Genomic DNA, 24,055 nt, shown 5'->3' with positions numbered 1-24,055 from the left:
GTCAGTGTTCCTTCACGAGGATGGCGTTCAGCGATTCGCGTACGGCCAGGAAGGCTTGCTGCATCTGCTGCAGCAGGGGAGCCGCGCCCTCGGTGCTGCCGGCGCGGCCCAGTTTTTCCATTTCCTTGCACAGCTGCGCCAGGCCGTCGGCGCCCACGTTGGCGCTGCCCGACTTGAGGCTGTGCGCCACCTTGCGCAGCGCTTCCGCATCCGTTTTCGCGATGGCTTCGCGCATGGCGCCCAGCTGGCGCGGCGTCTCGCCGGTAAACGCGAGGATGACGCGCTCCAGCAGCGCATCGCCATCCGTGCCGGACAGCGCGCGGATGTTTTCCAGCGCCTGCCGGTTCAGCGGCGGGGCCGATGCCGGGGATGCAGGCGCCGGCGGCGTCGCCACGGGCGGCGGCTCGGCAGGCGCCTCCTGCGGCGCTTCGCTGTGGTGCACGGTGGCCGCGCGCGGCAGGGTGATCCAGCGGGCGATCGTGTGGCCCAGGTCTTGCTGCGTAAAAGGTTTACTCAGGTAATCGTCCATGCCGGCCGCCAGGCACGCTTCGCGGTCGCCCTGCAGCGCATTGGCCGTGATGGCGACGATGGGCAGCACGCGCGCGTGGCCGCAGTGCTGTTCATGGCGGCGGATTTCCGCCGTGGCGGCAAAGCCATCCATCACGGGCATCTGGCAATCCATCAGGATCAGATCGAAATCCTCGGCCTGCGCCGCCTGCAAGGCTTCTTCGCCGTTGCGCGCGCAGACGACATCGAGGCCCAGGCTGTCGAGCATGGCCAGCGCCACTTCCACGTTGACGGGATTGTCCTCGGCCAGCAGCACGCGGCGGCGCTGGCGCCGGCCCACCTGGCGCGCCGTGTGCGGCGGATGGATGCGCAGGCTGTCGCTGGCGCGCGGCGGCGTGACGATGCAGTCGAACAGGTCGCATTCGCGGGCCGGCTTGATCAACTGGTAGGCCACGCCCGCCTCGCGCCGCTGCACGGGGTCGGCCGCCGCCTGTTCCGTGCTCAGCAGCAAAAGCTTGAGGTCGGCCAGCAGCGGGTCGCTCTTGATGTTGGCGGCCAGGGCCAGGCCGCTGGTGCGCGGCAATTCCATGTCGAGCAGGGCCACGGCATACGGCGTGCCTGCCTGGGCGGCCGCGCGCAGCTTGCCCAGGCAGTCGCTGGCCGTGCCGGCGCTGTCGCTGACGATGTGCCAGCTGGCCAGTTGCCGCTCCAGCACGGCGCGCGTGGCGGGTGTGTGGTCGACGATCAAGGCGCGTAACCCTCGCGTGGTTTTCAGGTTGAAGGACGGGTCGTCGCTGTCGACCCGCCGCTTATCGAAATTTACTTCGAACCAGAAGATTGAGCCTTGCGTTAAAGCATTATCAACGCCGATAGTGCCGCCCATCAGCTCCACCAGCTGTTTCGAGATCGTCAGGCCCAGGCCCGTGCCGCCGTGCTTGCGCGTGGTCGAGCCGTCCGCCTGCGAAAACGATTCGAAGATGCGCGTCTGCGCCTCGTTCGACACGCCGATGCCCGTGTCGTGCACCTCGAAGCGCAAGCCCACGCTGGGCGCGTCTTCGCTGCACACGGTCACTTTCACGGTGACCTTGCCCGTTTCCGTGAACTTGATGGCGTTGCCCAGCAGATTGACGATGATCTGGCGCAAACGGTTCGGGTCGCCGCAGATGGCGATCGGGATGTCGTAGGCGATGTCGAATTCCAGGCTGATGTTTTTCGCTTCCGCCTGCGGCGCGAACACGTGTTCTATATCGTCGAGCAATTCGCGGAAGTTGAAGCGGATGTATTCGACGCTCAGCTTGCCCGCCTCGATCTTGGAAAAGTCGAGGATGTCGTTGATGATTACCAGCAAATTCTGTCCCGAGCGCTGCACCATGCTCGTGTAGTGGCGCTGCTGCGGGCTCAAAGGGCTGGCCAGCAGCAGTTCCGTCATGCCCAGCACGCCATTCATCGGCGTGCGGATTTCATGGCTCATGGTGGCGAGAAAGGCGCTCTTCGCCTGGCTGGCCGCCTCGGCCGCATCCTTGGCCTTTTCCAGCTGCGCCGTGCGCACGCCCACCTGGCGCTCCAGCTGGTCGCGGTAATTGGCCAGGGTGCTGTCGCGGCTGTCGATCTGCGCCAGCATGTCGTTGAAACTGTCGATCAGCACGCCCAGCTCGTCGCTGCGCTGGTGCGCGATGCGGTGGCTGTAGGTCTGGCTGCTCGACACCTTCTGCGCCGTATCGATCAGCTTGGTGATCGGCTCGGCGATCACGCTCTTGAAGCGCCGCGCGAGGAATACGGCGACCAGGAAGGACAGCACGGTGGCGCCGCCGATGGCGCTCACGTGGCGGCCGATGTCGCGCCACATGTGGTTCAGGTCCGCCTCGATCAGCACGGCGCCGATGATCTGTTGCGGCTCGCCGGGCCGGTAGACGGGGCGGTACAGGCGCATGGCGGGCGCCAGGGTCGTGCCCGAGCCTTGCGTGACGGGCTGCACGGCCATGTCGGCCAGCAAGGCCGGGTCCATGTCTTCCGGCGCCGGCAGGCCGTCCGCATGCTGCGGCGCGCGGTACAGGGCGAACAGGCGCCCGCCCTTGTCGAACAGGGCTGCCTGGGCCACCTCGTTGCGCGCGGACAAGGCCGCCAGCACCTGTTCCGCCTGCCCCTGCGCCGATTTTCCCGCCAGCAAAGGCACCGCGCCAGCCGCGCCGATCACGCCCGCCAGCGACAGCAGTTGCTTGCCTTCATCATTTTTGTGGCTGAGCACGGACGTCAGCGCAAACGCCACGAACACCAGCAGCAGCGCGCAGCCCGACGACAGTACCGAGATCATGGTCAGCTTCTGGCTGATGCTGGAGCGTTGGAAATTGAACATGCGTCGCTGCTTCCCCGGTCGCCCGTTGACTGTTATTTAATTCCTATTGGAAAAATATAGACGCGAAGACACACCCTGATATTGATGTGGGTCTAATGGAAGAAAGGGGAGGGGAACTTATAAGAGAGGAAATGAAAAGGGCAGTCTCACAAGACCGCCCTCAAACTATTGCTGAGCAACAACACCTGACTCAGCCGTAGCGAGCGGAAGGGTGAGGTGGCCGAGAAGCGCAACCGTACTTTGTACGGGGCCGCCGAGGCGGTGAGCATCGCAAGCCGCCTAGCCTATACCGACGCGCAGCAGGCTGGGTCAGGTGTCCGCTAACAGCAACCGCCACGCTTGCCGGCGCCGCCGTAACGCGCTTCCTGCCGTTCGCGGAAAAACTCTTCATACGTCATCATCGGCTCGCCGGGATGGGTCACTTCCCGGTGCGCCACGTAGGTGTCGTACTCGGGCAAGCCGCACATCAGCCGCATGCTTTGCCCCAGATACCGTCCAGCCTTGATGATTTCGTCGATCATCATTGCACCGTGGGCATGGCCTGGAACGGCGTTTCCTTGGTGCTCGGGCGGCTGTCGGCGCGCGCCTTCAGGATCGTGCGGATGCCGAAGAACAGCACGCTGACGACGACGGTGACGAAGAAGGCGGCCAGGCCGGCGTCCAGGTAGTCGTTGAAGATGATCTGTTGCATCTGCGCCACCGACTTGGCCGGCGCCAGCAGGGTGCCTTCATCCAGGGCCGCCGAGTATTTCCTGGCGTGCGCGAGGAAGCCGACGCGCGGGTTGGCGTCGAAAATCTTTTGCCAGCCCGCCGTCAGGGTGCACAGCAGCAGCCAGATGGTCGGCGTGATCGTCACCCACGCATATTGTCCCCGTTTCATCTTGAACAGTACGCAGGTGCCGAGGATCAGCGCGATGGCCGCCAGCATCTGGTTGGCGATGCCGAACAGCGGCCACAGGGTGTTGATGCCGCCCAATGGATCGACCACGCCCTGGTACAGGAAGTAGCCCCAGGCCGCCACGCACAGGCCCGTGGCCAGCAGGTTGGCGATGACGTTTTCCGTCTTTTTCAGGCTAGGCACGAAGCTGCCCAGCAAGTCTTGCAGCATGAAGCGGCCGGCACGCGTGCCCGCATCGACGGCCGTCAGGATGAACAGCGCTTCGAACAGGATGGCGAAGTGGTACCAGAAGGCCATCATGGCCTTGCCGCCGATGGCGCCGGACAGGATCTGCGCCATGCCGACGGCCAGGGTTGGTGCGCCGCCGGCGCGCGAGATGATGCTGTGCTCGCCAACGTCCTTGGCCGTCTGCGTCAGCATGTCCGGCGTGACATAGAAGCCCCACTGCGAGATCGCCTGTGCGGCGGACTCTGCCGTGGTGCCGATCAGGGCGGCCGGGCTGTTCATGGCGAAATAGATGCCTGGCTCGATGGTCGAGGCAGCCACCAGGGCCATGATGGCAACGAACGATTCCATCAGCATGGCGCCATAGCCGATGAAGCGGGCGTGGCTTTCGTTTTCAATCATCTTCGGCGTGGTGCCCGAGGAAATCAGGGCATGGAAGCCGGACACGGCGCCGCAGGCGATGGTGATGAACAGGAAGGGGAACAGATTGCCCGACCAGACGGGGCCGGAGCCGTCGATGAACTTGGTCATGGCCGGCATTTTCAGGTAAGGCGCGACGACGATGATGCCGATGGCCAGGCCCAGGATGGTGCCGATTTTCAGGAAAGTCGACAGGTAGTCGCGCGGCGCCAGCAGCAGCCACACGGGCAGCACGGAAGCGATGAAGCCGTAGCCGATCAGCATCCATGTCAGTTCCGTGCCCGTGAACGTGAACATCGGACCGAGCACCGCGTGTTCCTGCACGTACTGGCCGCCGATGATGGCCAGCATCAGCAGCACGAAGCCGATGATGGAAATCTCGCCGATGCGGCCCACGCGGATGAAGCGCGAATACACGCCCATGAACAGGGCGATGGGAATCGTCGCCATCACGGTGAAGCTGCCCCATGGGGAGCCCGTCAGCGCCTTGACGACGATCAAGGCCAGCACGGCCAGGATGATGACCATGATCATGAAGCAGCCCAGCAAGGCGATCATGCCGGGAATTTCGCCCAGTTCAGCCTTGATCAGGTCGCCCAAGGAGCGGCCGTCGCGGCGCATGGAAATGAACAGCACGATGAAATCCTGCACGGCGCCCGCAAACACGACGCCGGCCAAGATCCACAGCATGCCGGGCAGATAGCCCATCTGTGCGGCCAGCACGGGGCCGACCAGGGGGCCGGCGCCGGCGATCGCCGCGAAATGGTGGCCGAACAGCACATATTTATTCGTCGGCACATGGTCGAGGCCATCGTTGTGCTTGAAGGCGGGCGTCATGCGGCGGGCATCGAGGCCCAGCACCTTGTCGGCGATGAACAGGCTGTAGAAACGGTAGGCGATCAGGTAGACGCAGACGGCGGCGATGACGATCCAGATTGCGCTGATCGGTTCGCCGCGTTGCAGGGCGACGACGCCCAGGGACCCGGCGCCTGCCAGCGCAAGCGCTGCCCAGCCGAGCTGTTTGAAAATGCGGTTCATGCTTCCTCCAGAGATTGACGGGCGCTGTGCCGTGCGATGATGTGTGCTGCCGAGCCTGGTCGTTGCCAGTTTGGTATGAATGGGTGTATCTGCAGCTTATGGCGAGTATTCAGGAATCGTATAATTGCCGCAAGCGCACGACTACGCAGTAACGCTCAGTATTACTACGCAGACCGATCGCGCCGCCGCGACGTAAAATCACGCATTCCCACCAGCATCGACGCCGCCGGAGCGCCAGGCCATGAAACTCAGACAGAAAGTCATCTTCCTGGCCCTCACGCCGCTGATCCTCGCCCTGTGCGCCATCGCATTTGCCGTGCGGCACCAGGCCATCACCCTGGCCGAGCAGCAGCGCGCCACCATCCAGCAAGCGTACCTGGCCAGCAAGGAAGCCGAACTCAAGCATTACGTGACCCTGGCCAGCCATTCCATCGCCTCCCTGTACCAGTCGGGGCGCAAGGATGCCGCCACGCAAGAGGAAGCCAAGCGCATCCTGTCCGCCCTCAGCTATGGCGACGATGGCTATTTCTTCATCTATGATTTGCAGGGCAAGTCGCTGATGCATCCGCGCCAGCCCGAACTGGTGGGGCAGAATCTGTGGCAGTTGCGCGACGCCGAGGGCAATCTGACCATCCAGCGCCTGATGCAGCGGGCGAAGGGCGGCGGCGGTTTCGAGCGCTACAACTGGATCAAGCCGTCGAGCAACAAGTCCGCGCCCAAGCTCGGCTATGTGATCCTGATGCCGGAATGGGGCTGGATGATGGGTACCGGTATTTATATGGATGACGTGGACCAGGCGCTGGCCAAGGTCGACGCCCAGCAGTCGCGCAATATCCGCTCGACCATGGAATTGATCGCCGCCATCGCCATCCTCGGCTCCCTGCTGGTGGCCGCCTGCGGCCTGGTGCTGAATTTGCGCGAATTGCGCGTGGCCGACGCCAAGCTGAAAGTGCTGGCGCAGCGCGTGGTCGAATCGCAGGAAGAAGAGCGGGCGCGGCTGTCGCGCGACTTGCATGACGGCATCAGCCAGTGGCTGGTGTCGATCAAACTGCAGATCGAGGCGGGCATCGCGCGCCTGGCCGGCAATGCCGAACAGAAAGACAAGGCGCCCGCCACGTTCGAGCGGGCCGCCGAGCAGCTGAACAAGGTGCTGGGCGAGGTGCGGCGCATTTCGCACAACCTGCGCCCGGCCATTTTAGATGACCTGGGCCTGGCCGCCGCGCTCGACCACCTGGTGCATGAATTTAACGACAGCAGCAGCGCGCAAGCCAGTTTCACGGCCAGCCCGGCGGCGGCGGGCGAGGGCTTGCCCGACATGGTCAATACCGTGCTGTTCCGCATCGCCCAGGAAGCGCTGACCAATTGCGAGCGCCATGCGCACGCCAGCGGCGTGGAAGTGAGCCTGCACGAGGCGGGCAAGGCGGTGGAACTGCGCATCCAGGATAATGGCGGCGGTTTCGATTTCGACGGCATCGCCCTGCATCCGCAACGCGGCATCGGCCTGCGCAACATGACGGAACGCATGGAAGCCATCGGCGGCAGCTTGCACATCACTTCGTCCCCGGCCGGCACCCTGGTGCTGGCGCGGCTCGGCCTTCCATCCACACACTAAATAGATACGCAACCATGACCGAGAAGATCAACATCCTGCTGGTGGACGACCACCCCCTCGTGCGCGACGGCTTGCGCGCGCGCCTGGAAGCGGTGGCGCATTTCGACGTGGTGGCCGAGGCGGGCGGCGCCGACGAGGCGTTGAGCCAGGCGCGCGCGCACCAGGTGGACCTCGTGTTGATGGATATCAATATGCGCGGCACGAATGGCATCGAGGCGACGGCGCTGTTCAAGCAGGCGTTTCCGCAGATTGCCGTGCTGATCCTGTCCATGCACGACAAGCTCGAGTACGTGTCGCAAGCGATCGCCGCCGGCGCGCGCGGCTATGTGCTCAAAGATGCCCCAGGGAAAGATATCGTCTTCGCCATCGAGACGGTGATGTCCGGCGGCATCTATTACAGCGCCGCGCTGGCGCGGCAGCTGTCGCGCCCGCAAGTGCATGATTCCTTCCTCACCACGCGCGAGCAGCAGGTGCTGCAGCACATCGCGGCGGGCCAGTCGAACAAGCAGATCGCCCGCGACCTCGACCTGAGCGTGCGCACGGTGGAGACGCACCGGCTGAACATCAAGCGCAAGCTCGGTATCGAAGGGCAGGCCGAATTGATCAAATATGCGGTCGAGCACGCGCATGGCGGCAGCGCCTGAGCAGGCGTGCGCGGTGCCGTGGTTTTGTCAAACCCGCATGACAGGCGGGTCTCCCGGGGGAATGTTTTTTTTGAATATTTATTGCCAAAATTAAACTGTTTCGTGGGTGAGATTCGGATAGAATGATTCTCGCTGTCGAAATGGCATCCCTGTCGGGCCAGGGTTGCCAATGCTGGTCAGTTTATTTACTATGGCGCCCTACCCACACTGAGATACCGATGTCAGCGTCTGAATCAAACCTGTTTCCGTTGGTGGGATTACAAGCAGTTGCCAATGCTCATAACGAGTGGGTCGCTGTCACCTTGCATGTACCGCAGGCCTCGACGGCGCCGCTGCTGGCAGCGCTGGCCGCCGCCGATGCGTATGCCTTCCTGGCGCCGCTCGATTGCATCATTCCCCTGGCCGACCCGCATGACGTGGACGAGGCCGTGCTGGCGCAACTGGCGCCGCAACGCACCATCTTCCGTTTGCCGGCCCATCTTGCCGGCGACAAGCACATCCAGAAAAAATGCCGGCAATGGCGCGACGCCGGCTATCGCCTCATTCTCGATGGCGCCGAAGCCGGTCCCGTGACGGCGGCGCAAGTCGACGCGCGCGCGCTAAGCTTTGACGCGTCCGGTGCCCGTCCGGCCCTGCACCAGTTGCTGCCCCTGGCGGGACCGCACCTGGCCTACAACATCGCCGACGCGGGGCAGTTTGCCGCCTTGCAAGAACTCGGCGTCAGCTGGTTTGCCGGCGATTACGCGCTGCACCATGCGCGCCAGCAAAGCGAGCCGGAAGACGCCACGTCGCGGCGCCGCCTGCTGGCGCTGCTTGGCTTGCTGGCCCGCGATGCCGACGCGCACGAGCTGGAAGTGCCGCTCAAGCAAGATCCATCGCTCAGCTATCATTTGTTGAAACTGGTCAATTCAGCCGCCTTCGGTTTCACGGCGCCGATCACCAGCTTCAGCCAGGCCATCACTTTGCTGGGCCGGCGCCAGCTGCAGCGCTGGCTGCAACTGCTGCTGTATGCACGGCAACAGGACGATGGCAAGATCCACGCGCTGCTGCCGCTGGCGGCCGTGCGCGCGGCGCAGATGGAAGCGCTGTGCCAGCTGCGCGGCGGCGACCGCGACGCGCAAGACCTGGCCTTCATGGCGGGCGTGTTTTCGCTGCTCGACGTCCTGCTGGGCATGCCGATGGAAGAGATCATCGCCACCCTGAACCTGGCGCCGGAAGTGAGCGTCGCCTTGCTCGAACGCAATGGCGAGCTGGGCACCTTGCTGGCGCTGGTCGAAAGCGCCGCGCCGCCGCCCGAGGGCTTGCGCCGCGCCGGCATCGATGGAGAAACCTATTGGCGCAGCCTGCTGCAGGCCTACCAATGGGCCATCCAGGTCAGCCGGAACCTCTAGCATGACCCTGTTTCCGGTGTCGGATTTCCTCGGTGACAGCGCCGCCCTGTGCGACGCCGTCGTGCGTTTGCGCGGCCCCGCGCTGGTCGCTGAGCTGGGCCGCATCGCCAGCGCCGTGATGGCCAGCCCGCACGGCCAGTTCCTGCCCGCGGCCAGCCTGGACGCCGCTGCGCCGCCCGCGCCGTTTCCCCGCGATACGCCGGCCTTGCTGCAAGAAATCAGTTTTGATGGCCACTGTTTCGGCCATTACAGCGTGGCCGGACGCAGCCTGTACAGCGACGCCGACCGCCGCCACCTGGCCAGCCTGGCATCCTTGACGGCGGGCGTCTTGCAAGTGCATTCGCTGGCGCAACGCTCCACGCACGCTTACGCGCAAGTCGAAGCCTTGCTGGCGCAGCAGACGCAAATCCTCGACCAGTTGCACGAATCCGTGCTGACGATGGACTTGACGGGCTACATCACCAGCTGGAACAAGGGCGCCGAGCGCCTGTTCGGCTACACCTCGGTGGAAGCCGTGGGGCGCAACATCCTGTTCCTGTACGACGATGAAGACACGGGTTTCCACGACGCCTTCCTGGAGCAGGGAGGACGCCTGATGGAGGTGCGCCGCCGAAAGAAGTCAGGCGAGATCTTCTGGGCCAGCCTGTCCTTGTCACCGCTGCAAGACCTGGACGACAAGCCCATCGGACTCATCGCCTACCTGACGGATATCACGGAGCGCAAGCTGGCCGAAGAGCGCTTGCACCACCTGGCGTATTACGACCCGCTGACCAGCCTGCCTAACCGCACCTTGCTGGCCAAGCTGGTCGACCAGGCCCTCTCCGTGGCGCAGCGCAGCAAGATGCTCGGCTGCGTGCTGTTCATCGACCTGAACCGCTTTAAACTGATCAACGACACCCTGGGCCGGCGCATCGGCGACGAACTGCTGCGGCAAGTCTCGCTGCGTTTCCGCCATGCCTTGCGCGACCAGGACCTGGTGGCGCGCCTGGGCGGCGACGAGTTCGCCGTCGGCCTGTTCGACATCGGCCAGCATTTCGAGGCCAGCATGGTGGCGCAAAAGCTGTTGAGCTCGCTGGTGGAACCGTTCCTGATCGAAGGCCACGACCTGCGCGTGGGCGCCAGCATCGGCATCAGCGTGTATCCGCAGGACGGGCAGGATGCGGAAACCCTGCTGCGCCAGGCCGATATCGCCATGTACCGCGCCAAGCAGGACAGCGGCGGCGAAGGGGAAAGCGTGGCTTTCTACAGTCAGGACATGAACCTGGGCATGCAGGCGCGCATGCGCCTGGAAACAGGCTTGCGCCAGGCCTTGTCCGAGCAGCAACTGTTGCTGCACTACCAGCCGAAATACGCGCTGGGCAGCGGCCGCATCATCGGCGCCGAAGCCCTGGTGCGCTGGCACCACCCGCAGCACGGCATGATCCCGCCGGCCGAATTCATCCCCCTGGCCGAATCGACGGGCCTGGTCGTGCAAGTGGGTGAATGGGTGCTGGAAGCGGCCTGCGCCCAGGCGCAGGCATGGAAACTGGCCGGCCTGCCGCCGATCCGCCTGGCCGTGAACGTCTCCGCCCGCGAATTCACGGCAGCCTTGCCCGCCAGGGTGGCGGCGACCCTGGCCCGCTACGGCCTGGAAGCGGCCTGGCTGGAGCTGGAAATCACGGAAAGCACCCTGATGCACAACATCGAGCGCGTCATCGGCATCATGGACCGCATCACGGCCCTGGGCGTGGCCCTGTCGCTGGACGACTTCGGCACCGGCTATTCAAGCTTGTCCTATTTGAAACGTTTCCCCATCGACACCCTGAAGATCGACCGGTCTTTTACCACCGGCATCCCCACCGACGCCAGCGACTGCGCCATCGCCAGCACCATCATCAGCATCGCCCAGCAGCTGCACCACAAGGTGATCGCGGAAGGCGTGGAAACGACGGAACAGCTGGCCTTCCTGAAGAGTTCGGGCTGTGACGAGGTGCAGGGCTACCTGTTCTCGCGCCCGCTGCCGGCAGCGGAGTTCGAGAAGGCGCTGCGGGAAAACTGGGGCGTGTAGGAATTCCGTTGGCGTACCGGCGCAGCTCACTGACCCCAGAGGCCGCTTTGGGGCTTAAATGCGCCCCACCGACTACTCGCCATTGGTAAGCCACGGACCTTTATGTATAATGCTGCCATCTGGAAGCGTGGCCGAGTGGTTGAAGGCACCAGTCTTGAAAACTGGCGACGGGTTAAACTGTTCGTGAGTTCGAATCTCACCGCTTCCGCCAGGAAATAAAGAAACCGCCTTCGGGCGGTTTTTTATTGCCTGTCGGAAGCGAGCAGGGCGCCTTCGCGCCCTGCGTGTGAGATTCGAAGGGCTGGGCCTACCGGCCCAGCCCGCCCCGAATCCTCCACCTGCTGCCGCTGCGCGGCAGCTCCGCGCGCCAAGGGCGCGCGTTCGTGGTTCTAACTAGGTCTTCAACTGAGCCAGCTCCCCCAGCACCCAATGCATCAGTCCGTTGTCCTGACCCTCTTGCCCCGACGACCTACTGGCCGCGCACCGCGTGCCGCCGCAGCTCATGGGCATCTTGCCGAACAATGCCGGCGGCTTCGGCGCCGTCGAGCCTGCCGCGCGCGTCTTCGCGCGCAACGAGCTGGTGCCGCTGCAGGCACAGTTCATGGCGATCAACGAGTGGGCCGGCGTGGAGGTGTTGCGCTTCGCCCCGTATGACCTGGCCACGAGCGGGGAGGGCGCGGCATGAGCGACCACATCGACAACACCGACAAGATCATCTTTGCGGAGGTGGCGCGGGGCTTGGCTGACTTGCGTCGCCGGCCCGCGCTGGTGGTACATGGCTGCTGCCATTACTGCGACGAGCCGCTGGCGCCCGCGCTGCTATTCTGCGATGCGGACTGCCGCGACGACTACGACAAGGAGCAGGCGGCCAAGGCCCGCGCCGGCCGCGCAGGATGAGCGCCACGCCGCGATAGCCGGTAGGGCGGGGCGGTGCCAGCGCCCCCAGCCGCCCCACAAGCCGCCCATGAGGCGGCTTTTTCACGTCCCGACGATTGATGTTGCGCCAGAAGCAAGAAAAAAGCCCGTTTCGGCCCGGCGCGCGCAGTTGTCCCCCCCCTCCACACCTGCCCGCTAGTTAGGGCTCTTTTGACTCAAATGTGCGCCATGGCCGAAGGCGCATGAGGACTGGCGTGGCGGGGCGAAGAGGGGGAGTGCGATTTGACGCATTTTGACGCACTTTGAGCAGTTTTTCGTGCGGTGCGGCGTTCGAGTAGATATCGGCTTTAACGCGCTGAATCATTGAGCTCCGATTCGCGAGCCAGTTCTATGAGTTTTGAATCGTGCTTATCAGGCATATTTAAAAAGTATGCTATAAATGCAACTTATCGCGTGGCGGCATCCCATACAGGAGCATCATTTGAACAGACCCCTCATCGTCTTGGGCGACAAGACCAGTCACGGCGGCACAGTCATCAGCGCCGATCTCACCGTCGATATCAACGGCAAGTATGTCGCGCGCGTGGGTGACATGACAGTGTGTCCCAAGTGTAAGGGGGCTTTCGCCATCAAGTCCGGTCCGAGCGACCTGGTGGATGGCAGCGGCAACGGCTATGCGCGTCACATGGATATGACCGCTTGCGGTGCGAAACTGATTTCCGGCCAAATAACCACGAGCTGGTCGGACGAATCGTCAATGGGCGACCCGGCAGCCGAAGACAAGATCGCAGCTCTGGAGGCCACGCCTCAGATCGCGGCCGTCACATCGTCGGGCATCTGTCTTGATTGCCTGCTCAAGGCTGCCCACGTTGGCAGTCCCGTGGTGATCCGCGAATGACGATGCTTGACGTCAGAATTCGGTGGGAACAGCGACGCGACGCGATGCCCGAGCTACACTTATACGCCTTGGTGGATGGTGCTCAGTACCAAACCCAACGCAACAAGCGGCTACTGGCCGGCACCGGACTTTTTCCCCTATTCAGAGGCACCCCGGACGCTGCGCTCAGGCATGCCGGGCCTTGGCTGGTCGATGTGGCCAGCGTGGCGGAGTCTTTTGTCGAAGAGCTGACTGCGCTTGAGCGCGATACTCCTTCTCTGTCTTGGCTGATCTCGCCACAAGACTTGGATGGACTCGCGCAACTGTTGCAACTGAGGCTGGAGGTGCGCCTGCCGGATGGCCGTAGCGCCTTGCTGCGTTTTTGGGACCCACGCGTCTTGGCCAACCTTGCTCAGACGCTCGATGCCGGGCAGCGGGAGGAATTTTTCAGCCATATTTACGAGTGGCACCTGCTGCACAACGGGCAGCGTGTTTGGGTCGGGAGGCAACATGCTGACGCTCACTGAGGAACAGTGGCAGGCCCTGCAGCAAGGCGAAGCCCGCCAGTTCGTCTCAATGGTATGCGATGGGTTCCTTGCTAACCGGCCTGACATGCTTGTACAGCCCGGCCGGGAGGCCGTTCTGGCACGTATGCAGAATGCGCATGACTATGCTGCCCGTGTGGGTTTCACCAGTACGCCGCACATTATGCGATTGATGTACCTGTCTGCTGATGCCGTACGCATTCATGATGATCCGTTGGTCAATGGCTATCTATGTAAACGCGGCGCGACTCCGGAGCAGCGCCTAGATGAAATCGATGCAATCATGCGCAACAAATTACAGGGAATGAACTGATGCCAGCAATTTTCATTCCTGTCGTCATTCCTGTCGTTGAGGCCGTTGCAGTGCGTGTACTGGCTGCACTCGGTGTCGGCCTCGCCGCCGGCGCTGCGGGCGAAGCGGCGCTTGAGCAGGCACGCAAACGCCAGGAAGAGGCCGATAAGGCTAAATCAGGCGCGATTGCGCGCACGGAGGCCACAACGAAAGAAAAAGAAAAGTGCAAAGAGTGCCCGCCGGACCGTGGTGCTCTTATGCCTGTCAATCACCACATGTCGCAAAACTCGATGGAGTATCAGGCCAGAATAACGGGATTTCCTACAGGCATGGAATGGTTATTTGAAGGAAAAGACTTCGACGGCTTTAAATCTGGCATGTGCTTGTTGCAAGAGGCAAAAGCAGAATACGATCAGTTTTTTAATAGAGAAGGTGAGTTTCTATACCCCTTTCAAGAAAAAATTTTCGTTGACATGGGGAAACAGGCCCTGGCCCAATCAATAATCGTAGGCAGAAACAAACCGGCCGCATTAACGTATTACTTCCAAACCGCGATGGCTTGCAGATATATGAAGCCAAAGTTACTCAGTTTGGGAATATCCGTCCTTCACATTCCATAATATTATGACCATAATAAAAGCCGCATTCAAAAAACTGACACCCGGCACATCGTTAGCCTTCCGGTCCAATGTCGAACAGATTGGGCCTATCGTCCGATTTCTGCAAAAAACTGATCCCCTGGGAAAACAGTGGTTCCTGATGGGGGATACCGAAGAGGAGTCGCTTCGATACCCAGCTTTCGACGCCCTGGGAGAACTCACCCCTGCAGCCGAGGCGGTACTCGAAACAGAGTTTAAAGGCGACAATATTCGTTATTTTGCTGCATGGAATGGAGAACTTAAGCAAGGCGATGGAGCGACTATTACTTTTCAGTTTCACGATGAGGACTGGCCTGCCTGGAGCCTTGAGATTAATTATCAAGGCGAAGGTATTCAACGTCTTGGGGGGCTTGATGGCGTGATAGAGCTTCTCTCAATGATTGCCGGTAGTCTTCAACCTAGCATCATCAATGTCGCACGCTATCAGTATTTTGAGAAGCAGGTATTCCAGGATCGGCCTGGCGTAGGCTGGATGCTCTACCTTCCGCGCGTGCTGGCGGTCCAGCAAGTGCCAGAGGCCCGCGCGCTTGTGCCTGTGATGATCACGGACGAGAAGGATAACGATAAACAAATCGGCACCATCATTGTCAGTGTCACCGACGTGCCGTTCTCGGACGAGAACCCTGAGCACGTCAAGATAGCCAACGCCATCGAAATCCGTTTGGTCGATCAAGACTTACTACCTCCTTTCGCGGACCACTAAGCGCTGGCTGTACAGACCACACTTGCACAAAAAACGTTTCCGCATCGTCCGTGTGGGGCGGTGAAAACAGTGCGTTGCAAGGTGGTGGAAAAACATTGCGTGCGGAACAAAATTACGCGTAAGCATTTGAACTGTATGAAGTATTTTGAAGACTTGAAAACTGGCGACGGGTTAAACTGTTCGTGACGCTCGAAGGGATGGGCCTACCGGCCCAGCCCGCCCCGATTCCTTAAACTGCGGCTACGCGGCAGCCTCGAGCGCCGCATACGCGCGGTCTTGGTCCTAGTTTGCTTTCCGACTGAGCCAGCTTCTACGCCCCCGCGCGTCAGCCCGTGTCTGGATGGCGGATATTCCCCTCGCGTCGCATTGACAATTTCTGATTGTTAGTCTCACTCGCATGTTACCATTTGGATAATTTATTTTCCGGGGAGGAGCAAGCTATGCATCAAGATTTATCCTTAGTGTGTGCCGCACTCGACCAGTTCGCTGATGAAATAGTGAGTTCATTTCCCCATAATACGGACCAGATTTTCAGTGATCACTGGGGATGGCCAGCTCCAGCTTTAAACCGGCAAGATTTCTCTTGGATCGCTCGCAGTATCTCCGATGACCTACGCACCGTGAACGCCGAACAATACCCCGAAGAGATGAAACCATGGGTATTGCATTTGCCACATCGTATTTCTGTGATGCAGACCCAGACGCTGCCAAACACCTACACCGGGAACGTGCAGGGGTTCCCCGCCATGCTTGAGACCTTACAATTTATACGTAATAAATTGCTACCTTCGACAGGATGGATGGCCGTACCAAATGCTGCTTTGCCAGCCCAGCTTGCCAGACGCTCGGTTGCCGCACAACGCCGCGTGGAAGACATTGAGGCGGCTATTCCGGACCTTACCAGCAAAGTTACCGCAATCAATGCCGCGCATCATGTTGCAGAAAATCTTGAGTTGGATTTGCAAGCTTTGAGGGAGGCGCGGGAGGCAGTCGAGCAGACCGCTCAAGAAACCGACAGAAATGCGTCCAAAAGCGCCGAGTCAGCAACAAAGGCGGCGGTAGTACTTGATTCTATAGAGAGTCGAGCCAGTACTGTCTGGGGCGAGGTTCAGGTGAAAACCGAGAATGCATTGGATGACATGCAGAAGAAGATCCAGGCTACTTTGGATAGCATGAAAAAAAATGAAGACATAGCTGAAAAACTCATCGCAAAGTGTGAAGAGGCCTACCACATCACAACGACCAAAGGACTAGCAGGAGCATTCGATCAAAAAGCTGCCTCGCTGGGTAGTTCTATGCAGTTATGGGTCGGGGGCTTGGTCGCAGCCTTGATCGCCGGCTCTGTAATTGGAATCATCCGTTTGTCTTCATTGGCCGCGGAGCTGCGAGCAGACAATCCAAACTGGCCTGCCATAGTTGCTCAGATACTCCTTGCCTTCTTAGGAATAGGCGCCCCCCTATGGTTTTCTTGGTTAGCCACCAAACAGATTGGACAGCGATTCCGCTTGTCGGAGGACTATGCCTTCAAAGCATCGGTTGCCAAAGCCTATGAAGGTTACCGGAAAGAGGCTGCTGTTCTAGATCCTGAGTTTCAGGCGACGCTTTTCCGCTCCGCATTGACGCGCTTGGATGAAGCACCGTTGAGGTTGGTGGAGGCGGAACAGCATGGTTCTCCTTGGTCAGAATTGCTCAATTCGGACACGGTAAAAGATGCGATAAAAGTGGCGCCCGATCTACCAGCGAAAATAATGGCGATGGTCAGCGAAAGCCTTCAGCAAGCAAAGAGTGCGAAGGCTGAAGCTGTGAAGGTTGTCGAAGCCGCGAAGTTGATCGTTGCATCGGATGAACCCAAGAAAGAAAATTGATCCGGTCAACAATGCTTCTGGCAATATTGCTTTCGGTCGTGGACTCTAATAAGAGCGATGTGATGCTGTCGGGTAGCGTGGCGTTGTAGGCATTTTTGTAGGCATAAGATTGTGAATCAGCTTGCAAGCCGCATCAATTCTTGATGTGTGCAACTCACCGCGTCCGCTAGGCAATAAAAAACCACCCGAAGGCGGTTTTTATTGCCTATCTGAAACAAGCAGGGCGCCTTCGCGCCCTGCGTGTGAGATTCGAAGGGCTGGGCCTACCGGTCCAGCCCGCCCCGAATGCCGTTGCGCGGCAGCCCCGCGCGCCGAGAGCGCACGTTCGTGTTTCCAATTAGGTCTTCAACTGAGCCGGCTTCTACAGCACCCAACGCATCAGTCCGTATCCGAATCGCAGACCTGCCCCTCGTACTGCTAATGCACGCTCTTCATCAACACCAGCACGAGGAACACGCAAAACACGATGTTGGCCACTACCAGCAGCATGCAGGTGCGCCACAGCGCGCCCCATTTGCCCAGGTTATAGGTGCCGCGTAGCTGCAGAAACATGTGCAGCGGGGGCGCCAGGCACACCAGCAATCCGATCAGCCAGCCCTGGTTGAGTATCGATAGCGGTATCAGCACGGTCAACAGCAAAGACATGAAGCACAGCGAGTACAGCACGAACACCGCATGCTCGTACATGGTCACGCCAGGCTTCCAGAAAAACATCAGCCACATGAAGGGCAGCGAGATCGGGATCAGCAGGAACGAGAACTTGTAGATCGTGTTCTTGAGCTTGTAAAACGCCAACTCGGGATTCTCTGCGGCGTGATGAAAGCTTTTTTCCAGCTCAGGAAAAGTGGCGTCGGGATTGGGCGGGCTGGACGCGATCCTGGAGACAGTCTTGTCGAACCAGCCGGGCTCTCTCAGCTCAATTGCCTCCTCACTGTTCACTTTTTCGGGCGATGCGACGTACAGCAGGCGTTGCTCGGCTTCGTGTTGCAGCTTGCGCGAAACGGCCAGCGCCTTTTCGACACCAGCGACCCCGGTATTGGCCTTGCGGGCCTCCTCCAGCGCCTGCTCATTGCGCTCGACCCGGAGCTTGGCGGACGCGGCGTGGTTGGTCAGCGAGGCGATATTGGCGTCGCGGCTGAGAAGCTGGCCGCTGCCGAACGAGGTGACGAAGAAGGTCAGGAAGACCATGAACAGGAACAGCGCCAGCGGCGAAACATAGTTCTTGCGCTGGCCGTCGATGTAGCGGCGCGTCAGGCGGCCCGGAAAGGCCACCAGCAGCGGGAGCGTCTTCCAAGCCTTGGCGTCGAAGTGCAGGATGCCGTGCACGACTTCTTCGGCCAGGTGCAGCAGCGAATGGTGGATGTGGGCCGGCTGGCCGCAGGCCTGGCAAAACGCGCCGCCCAGCGGCGCCTGGCAGTTGGCGCAGTTCGCCAAGGGCGCGGCACCGGCCGGCTGCGGCGTTTGATCGCCCGCGATCTCGCTGGCCGTCACATCTGCCATCGTCAGGGCGCCGGCCCCTTTCTGGTCACTCATCGTGCATCTCCTACCAGGAAAATGGCTGATTGTGCAACAAGGCGCCTGTATGTTCAAGTAAATACTGGCAAAAACGGCAATCCGTTCGACCAGCCCGGTGCGTGCTAAAAAAACGACGTTTTTCTTCCGCTTGTCCGCCGAAAACGCAGTTCGTCGCAAGCCGCTGGTTCTTTGCCGTCATCCTCTTTATCTTCCTTACTGAGCTGGCGCGAACGGTCGCGCTGCCGAGCCACTTTCAACGGGATATCCATATGCTGAAACTTTACTCGCGTCGCCTCGCCTCACCGCTGCTGCTGGCATTGCTTTTGGTGCTGCAAGCTCCCGCCAGCCACGCTGACTCCGCCTCCACCGCCGCTCCTGCAAGCGTCACTGGGGCCAGCGAAGAACTGGCGCTGGCCGCACGTATCGACAGCGAGATCGCGCCCCTGTTCAAGGCAAACGAGCCTGGCGCCACTGTCATCGTCACGCAGGCCGGCCTTACCGTGTTTCGCAAGGCGTATGGCATGGCCGATGTGGCCAAGGGCCTGCCCATGACCCCGGACACCGTGATGCGCATCGCTTCAATCAGCAAACAGTTCACCGCCACCGGCATCCTGATGCTGGCGGATGAAGGCAAGCTGGCTTTGGACGACGACATCCGGAAGTTCCTGCCCGACTACCCCAGCGGAGGCAAGCGCATTACGATCGAACATCTGCTGACGCATACCTCGGGCATCGCAAACTTTACCAACAAGCCGACCTTTGAGGCGGGAATGAATACGGATCAGACGGTGAGTCAGATGATAGACAGCTTCAAGAACGATGCGCTCCAGTTCGAGCCAGGCACGCGCTATGCGTACAGTAATTCGGGTTACTTCTTGCTGGGTGCAATTATCGAAAAGGTCTCAGGCCTGTCGTATGCCAAATTCGTCGAGCAGCGCATCTTCGTGCCGCTCGGTATGCACGACAGCGCGTACGAAGGCCATGAGCGTGGCAGTGCGATGCGCGCCAGGGGCTATACGCGCAGCAGTACCGGCTCCGCCTTCGAGCCAGGCAAGGCGGTCAGCATGACGCTGCCGTACGCGGCCGGAGCGCTCGTGTCCACGGTGGACGACCTGGCGCGCTGGGATGCCGCCGTCAGCGCCGGCACACTGCTTAAGCCTTCCAGCCAGCAGAAAGCGTTTACCGCCCATGTCCTGGCCGACGGCAAAAGTGTTCCCTATGGCTATGGATGGAGCGTGCGCAAGATGCGCGGCATGCCAATGCAGTCACATGGCGGCGGCATTCCCGGCTTTTCCACCTACGCTTTGCGTCTGCCCGAGAAACAGCTGTATGTGGCGGTGCTGACCAATGCTGACAGGGGCCTCCCGGGGGCCGAAATGATTGCGGTGAAGGCGGCGACTATTGCAGTTGGCAATGGTTTCCCTGAGTAATTCGAGGGGGATGCACACGTGCCGCCAACCGGCGCTGCAGAGGCAGGCGGTCACCCGGTGTCAGCAATCCTTCCGCCACCGCCGCCTGCAACGCCTCCGCAACCCGCAACAAACGTGGCCCTTCATTTCCGGCCAGGCGCGGCAAGCAGATGGTCAGGTTTTAATCTTGTATGGTTTGCAACTGGGACATTTTGTCTCAATGTATGGATATTGTTTTAAAGTAGTATGTGTCAGAACCTGCAGCAACACCATCCTTGCATGGCCGTCGCTGACGTTTTCACCTCGCTCATCCGCATTCGGCAAATCACGGCGCTCGGTGCTCTTGATATTTCATAGCTGGCTATAATGAAAGAGTCGCGCAGGATGCCCTGGGGGATGGTTTGAACCGTAGTTGCGGAAGCAGCGTTTTGGGGAAGTGCTCCTCACGATAGACAGTATCAAGTAATAACACCTGGAAATACTCAAAATGATGGATTGGACCCCTATAGTCTTCGTTACGTTCAAGGCTCTCGTGCTTTGCACGGGCATGTTCTTCGCCATCAAGTGGCATTACGATCAAGGGAAGAAGGGGAAAGAGCAGGAGGCGCGCGCGGTGCTGCGGGCGGGCGGCAAGGTGGCCGCACTCTTCGTGCTCACGCTCCTGGGCCTGGGGCTCGTCACCTTCTTCGTCGTCAAGATGGTCGGTCTGGAGATGATCTGGCCCTGATGGCCAAGAATAGTCTGCCGGTATCCGGTGATGCGGCAGCAATTCCCCGCTGCGCGGCAGTCCCGCGCGCGCACGGAGCTTTCTGAATCATGCTTGACTTGTCTTTTTGGAAATACTGTGTAAAAATACAGTGTCAACTTTCAAAAAGGACTCCTCATGATCAAAGGCAGTTGCTGCTGTGGCTCGGTAAAGTTTGAATTGGCATCTCCCCCGGCCATGATGGGCATGTGTCACTGTTCCCGTTGTCGGAAGGCCGGAGCGAGCGCCCTGGCCTTCGTTGATAAAAATTCATTTACCTTGCTGGCGGGACGGGAATTCATTCAACGCTATGAGCCGGAGCCTCCGTTTACATATGCAAGAACTTTTTGCAAAAAATGCGGAACTTCTTTAGGGGAAATTGGCTCAGAGAATGATTCATTTCCAATCTCAGTCAATTGCCTGGATGATGACCCTGAGGCAAGAATACAATTCCATGTGCATGTTGGCTCCAAGCCTGCATGGTATGAGATTTGTGATAGTGCAAAACAGTTTCAAGAAAGTCCGACATAATAAGAAAAGCCAGTCATTTGACTGGCTTTTTTATCGCATTCCTGCCACTCCAAAGAATGTCGATGCTCGTTGGCTGTCAGGATTGATACTCTCAGAGTGACCCGAACTTCGCAACCCGATCATAAGTCCCTTCGCATTCTAGTTCCGCCAATTCCTCATGCGTGTCCCTGCTTGGCGTCAGCATGCACGGGATGCAGATACTCAAAAGCTTTTTTATAGCGATTTCGCGTGCAAGTATTTTAGTGGGTATGGTTGTTGCAAAGGCGTGAGAGCCGCATGAAACTTAGCTATTCTGATTACACGTTGGGCGCCTGCGCGCCCGACGTGTAAGATTCGAAGGACTGGGTCTATCTGCCCAGTCCTCCCAAATCCTTCACCTGCTGCCGCTGCGCGCTGCCGTAACCCTTGCCCGCGAAGGGGCCGCGTTCGTGGTTCTAATCAGCTTTTTCGACTGAGCCAGTTTTCACAGCACCCAACGCATCAGTTTGTGTATGAAGGGTGGACCTGAATCTCGTGTCGTGCTCTTGTTGGTAACGTATTTATAAAGTATTTATTTTTGAAATATGAATTTATATGATTAATGAAATAATTCCATTCCCTTGAATATTGGATTTATGAGCCTATTTTTACGAGTCGGCGGAACGATCTGTCGGAGACTTAACGTTAGGAGAAAAGATGACAAAAGGCGAAATTAAATTAGCTGCTACCCCAGGTAAAAAATGATGGATTTTCAAGGAAATGGATTTCATGGTTGAATTGAGGGTGATTTGCAATAATTCCTAATGACAATAGAGTGCCATCGACCTTGAAACTAGATAACTCTTGATTGCCTAAAGGCTACAGCTATGATGGGAAGCGTTAATGTCTATTGGGAAAATCACCGAAAATTTTGTGTTTTTTTATTTGGGGTTGCAGTGCTTTTTCTTATGTGGCTTTTTGATTGAATGGAGTCTAATATTGCATACTTAATCGGATTGTTTTTGAAGGAATATTTCCGGTAGTATTTGTATTTTTCGGTCTGGAAATTCGATAAAATGTAGAATGAAAAAACATTCCGATTCTGGTTTATTGAGTTGGGAGATGGGAATGAAAGTGGAGTCTGATATAAAAGGGAATTATTCTGGAAAATAGTGTGAAATAATTTGGATTTTTTTGATAGGGTGAGTTTTTTGTGTCTTTGATGTTTTTGTTAAATGTGCAACTGGTTTGTTTGATATGTAAGGAGGAATTTTTAATGCTGTAAGACTACGAGGATGTACTGTCTTTGTTTGGTTATTTTTGAAATTTTAAATAATTTAATTGGTTTTTAATGTTTTTATTTGAATTTCAGTTTCGATAATACCCGTCTCATTGAGCACGTGTGAGAGCACGATATAAGAAGAATTCTCATGTGCAAAGGTCCCCACCTTGCAGGTTGCATCCAATCCTCTTATTTCACGCTGGAGCCGATCGGCTTCTTGATTTCCAAAAAAATAGGCGACAGTGCTGCGGGTACGAGGCAGTTCATCTCCGTTAAATGGCTCAACAATACGCAAGTTCAGAACAATTCCATTACGAAGGTTTGCTTCCATATAGCCATCACTCCAAAGCAGTAAGCCGCACTCTCCATGGCTACAACCAGCGCCACGTTGCCAGTCACGCTGCGCTACTAGCTGATTCAAAAGACCTTTCAAGCTAAGATTCCCCGCTATGGCCGCGCCGTCATCCTTCTGGGTCAACGCGCTGGGACCGACAGGAGAAAAATAAGCTGAGTTTAGGATTTCCGCATATTGGAATCCAGAGTCAACGGCCTGTACCCAATTCTCATTTTTCTTGAAGGCAGTTCGCATTTGAAGTATGCGCTGTAGCAAGCCTCCGTGAGTTTCGTTACTGAAGCGCCTCAGACGGTGGCCAATTTGTGCAAATTCCCTTTCACTTAGTATAGGAAAACCTCGTTCTGCAGCTTGAAAGACGACATCAGGATTGTGAAACCTTTGCGGCCAAGGAATGCGCTTCGCTAGTTTACATGAACGGTGGAAGAGCACTGCAAGATAGTCTTCGGCGTCTAAACCTCGAAAACCGTGAAACAAATCAGAAAGTACGATATCTTGAAAATGCCGCATCGAAAGTACGCTTAGCTGGGGATCTAGGAATTCTCCTGACCCAGGCTTCGAACTCCTAGAGACGAGCTGTTCGATCAGCTTACGTGCGTGGTTGTCTGCTTGCGCCTCTTCTCGTTCAATAAAATATGAGATACGAGGTAGCCATCGTGCAGTTGTGCGCAAATGAAAGAGCTCATGTCCGATAGGAAACACGAATGCAAGGCCCAATATCCTTTGCATTCTTGAATCATTATTTTGTAAAACAATCGCATCTCCAAGTTTTCCTACCTCATCTTGATACCTTAGGTTTCGTAATCTGAGGTGAAATGCAAGTGTTCCTTCCGATGCAGGGTCAAGCAACGTATCACTTTCTTTAATGTCTTTCTTTGCACGCGCATCAAGACTCATGAGCATTTGCGTGAAACTCACTGAGTCGTTGAACGCGTTTAGAACTAATGATTGAGCCATGTTAACATCGATCACCAAAACATTGGGACGAATCGAGTAAAGGCCAGAGCTAGGAGCAGGAATAAGAGTCGAGGGAATCCGCCGAAAATCAAGTAGTAAAACGTTAATATTGTGGTGATTGAATGATCGATTAACTTGAACTTGTCGTCCATCACCTGAGCTACGTGCAATGTCTGTCACAGTTTTAGCAACAAAATCGGCAAGCGGTTCGGCCGGCGTAGTATAGGCAAGTCCTTTTACAAACAGGTGTTCTGCACGTTTTGGTGAAAATGAACCTGTTCCGAATGCTGGGCCCAATGCAAGCGCAAGCACCAGAAGCACTGATATTAGACGAAACATCATCAGCTAAACCGA

19 protein-coding genes, 1 tRNA gene and 1 pseudogene are annotated in these 24,055 nt (G+C 58.4%); 16 read left to right on the top strand and 5 right to left on the bottom strand.

The annotated features are described in order from the left end of the window. Position 1: 1 nt before the first annotated feature. From CLU94_RS05835 to CLU94_RS05825, 3 genes are all read right to left on the bottom strand, one after another. The gene (locus CLU94_RS05835; protein WP_099664955.1) at positions 2 to 2,860 is read right to left on the bottom strand and encodes a hybrid sensor histidine kinase/response regulator; all 2,859 of its coding nucleotides are present in this window, start codon (positions 2,858 to 2,860) and stop codon (positions 2 to 4) included. A gap of 320 nt (positions 2,861 to 3,180) precedes the next feature. After that, complete coding sequence (locus tag CLU94_RS05830) at positions 3,181 to 3,381, bottom strand: YbdD/YjiX family protein (RefSeq protein WP_010396213.1); 201 nt, start codon at positions 3,379 to 3,381, stop codon at positions 3,181 to 3,183. After that, positions 3,381 to 5,441 (bottom strand): carbon starvation CstA family protein, encoded by a 2,061-nt coding sequence (locus tag CLU94_RS05825; RefSeq protein ID WP_099664954.1) that lies wholly within the window; start codon positions 5,439 to 5,441, stop codon positions 3,381 to 3,383. The genes CLU94_RS05830 and CLU94_RS05825 overlap by 1 nt, the downstream gene beginning before the upstream one ends. Positions 5,442 to 5,682: 241 nt before the next feature. On the opposite strand from CLU94_RS05825, the gene CLU94_RS05820 reads away from it, so the two are divergent. The 13 genes and pseudogenes from CLU94_RS05820 to CLU94_RS05760 all read left to right on the top strand — a co-directional run bounded on the left by CLU94_RS05820 (position 5,683) and on the right by CLU94_RS05760 (position 16,952). After that, positions 5,683 to 7,053 carry a cache domain-containing protein gene (locus CLU94_RS05820; protein WP_099664953.1) on the top strand — a complete coding sequence of 457 codons (1,371 nt, stop codon included), beginning with the start codon at positions 5,683 to 5,685 and terminating at the stop codon, positions 7,051 to 7,053. A 14-nt stretch (positions 7,054 to 7,067) separates the two neighbouring features. Continuing rightward, positions 7,068 to 7,697, top strand: coding sequence for a response regulator transcription factor (locus CLU94_RS05815; RefSeq protein ID WP_099664952.1), 630 nt, complete (start codon positions 7,068 to 7,070; stop codon positions 7,695 to 7,697). Positions 7,698 to 7,999: 302 nt separating this feature from the next. After that, entirely contained in the window at positions 8,000 to 9,088 is a 1,089-nt protein-coding gene (locus CLU94_RS05810; protein WP_306558294.1) for an EAL and HDOD domain-containing protein, read from the top strand. Position 9,089: 1 nt separating this feature from the next. Continuing rightward, complete coding sequence (locus tag CLU94_RS05805; RefSeq protein WP_099664950.1) at positions 9,090 to 11,135, top strand: putative bifunctional diguanylate cyclase/phosphodiesterase; 2,046 nt, start codon at positions 9,090 to 9,092, stop codon at positions 11,133 to 11,135. 121 nt (positions 11,136 to 11,256) lie between these two features. Beyond that, positions 11,257 to 11,346, top strand: a tRNA-Ser gene (locus CLU94_RS05800). Positions 11,347 to 11,598: 252 nt separating this feature from the next. Further along, positions 11,599 to 11,820, top strand: a pseudogene (locus CLU94_RS05795) (phage portal protein); the annotation flags it as partial. Beyond that, positions 11,817 to 12,032 carry a hypothetical protein gene (locus CLU94_RS05790; protein ID WP_099664949.1) on the top strand — a complete coding sequence of 72 codons (216 nt, stop codon included), beginning with the start codon at positions 11,817 to 11,819 and terminating at the stop codon, positions 12,030 to 12,032. The pseudogene CLU94_RS05795 and the gene CLU94_RS05790, both read left to right, overlap by 4 nt. A 460-nt stretch (positions 12,033 to 12,492) precedes the next feature. Continuing rightward, on the top strand, positions 12,493 to 12,909 hold the full coding sequence (locus CLU94_RS05785) for a PAAR domain-containing protein (protein WP_099668180.1): 417 nt from the start codon (positions 12,493 to 12,495) through the stop codon (positions 12,907 to 12,909). Continuing rightward, the gene (locus tag CLU94_RS05780; protein ID WP_099664948.1) at positions 12,906 to 13,415 is read left to right on the top strand and encodes a DUF4123 domain-containing protein; all 510 of its coding nucleotides are present in this window, start codon (positions 12,906 to 12,908) and stop codon (positions 13,413 to 13,415) included. The genes CLU94_RS05785 and CLU94_RS05780 overlap by 4 nt, the downstream gene beginning before the upstream one ends. After that, complete coding sequence (locus CLU94_RS05775) at positions 13,399 to 13,746, top strand: hypothetical protein (RefSeq protein WP_099664947.1); 348 nt, start codon at positions 13,399 to 13,401, stop codon at positions 13,744 to 13,746. Before CLU94_RS05780 ends, CLU94_RS05775 begins: the two co-directional genes overlap by 17 nt. Beyond that, on the top strand, positions 13,746 to 14,345 hold the full coding sequence (locus tag CLU94_RS05770; protein ID WP_099664946.1) for a Tox-REase-5 domain-containing protein: 600 nt from the start codon (positions 13,746 to 13,748) through the stop codon (positions 14,343 to 14,345). Before CLU94_RS05775 ends, CLU94_RS05770 begins: the two co-directional genes overlap by 1 nt. 4 nt (positions 14,346 to 14,349) lie before the next feature. Next, complete coding sequence (locus tag CLU94_RS05765) at positions 14,350 to 15,087, top strand: immunity 52 family protein (RefSeq protein WP_099664945.1); 738 nt, start codon at positions 14,350 to 14,352, stop codon at positions 15,085 to 15,087. 440 nt (positions 15,088 to 15,527) lie between these two features. Continuing rightward, on the top strand, positions 15,528 to 16,952 hold the full coding sequence (locus tag CLU94_RS05760; protein WP_143451355.1) for a hypothetical protein: 1,425 nt from the start codon (positions 15,528 to 15,530) through the stop codon (positions 16,950 to 16,952). Positions 16,953 to 17,369: 417 nt separating this feature from the next. On the opposite strand, the gene CLU94_RS05755 is transcribed toward CLU94_RS05760, so the two are convergent. Beyond that, the gene (locus CLU94_RS05755) at positions 17,370 to 18,485 is read right to left on the bottom strand and encodes a DUF3667 domain-containing protein (protein ID WP_099664943.1); all 1,116 of its coding nucleotides are present in this window, start codon (positions 18,483 to 18,485) and stop codon (positions 17,370 to 17,372) included. A 101-nt stretch (positions 18,486 to 18,586) separates the two neighbouring features. On the opposite strand from CLU94_RS05755, the gene CLU94_RS05750 reads away from it, so the two are divergent. From CLU94_RS05750 to CLU94_RS05740, 3 genes are all read left to right on the top strand, one after another. Beyond that, complete coding sequence (locus tag CLU94_RS05750; RefSeq protein WP_257218689.1) at positions 18,587 to 19,897, top strand: serine hydrolase domain-containing protein; 1,311 nt, start codon at positions 18,587 to 18,589, stop codon at positions 19,895 to 19,897. A gap of 466 nt (positions 19,898 to 20,363) precedes the next feature. After that, complete coding sequence (locus tag CLU94_RS05745) at positions 20,364 to 20,603, top strand: hypothetical protein (protein WP_077401383.1); 240 nt, start codon at positions 20,364 to 20,366, stop codon at positions 20,601 to 20,603. A 156-nt stretch (positions 20,604 to 20,759) separates the two neighbouring features. Next, positions 20,760 to 21,152, top strand: coding sequence for a GFA family protein (locus tag CLU94_RS05740; protein ID WP_099664941.1), 393 nt, complete (start codon positions 20,760 to 20,762; stop codon positions 21,150 to 21,152). A gap of 1,295 nt (positions 21,153 to 22,447) precedes the next feature. Here CLU94_RS05740 and CLU94_RS27930 read toward each other — a convergent pair. Beyond that, on the bottom strand, positions 22,448 to 24,043 hold the full coding sequence (locus CLU94_RS27930) for a hypothetical protein (RefSeq protein ID WP_143451354.1): 1,596 nt from the start codon (positions 24,041 to 24,043) through the stop codon (positions 22,448 to 22,450). Between the last annotated feature and the right edge of the window lie 12 nt (positions 24,044 to 24,055).

Source organism: Janthinobacterium sp. 13, from assembly GCF_002749695.1.
Classification (GTDB): domain Bacteria; phylum Pseudomonadota; class Gammaproteobacteria; order Burkholderiales; family Burkholderiaceae_D; genus Janthinobacterium; species Janthinobacterium kumbetense.
Note: the sequence above shows the minus strand (reverse complement) of the source record. Positions and strands in the feature narration are given on the sequence as shown.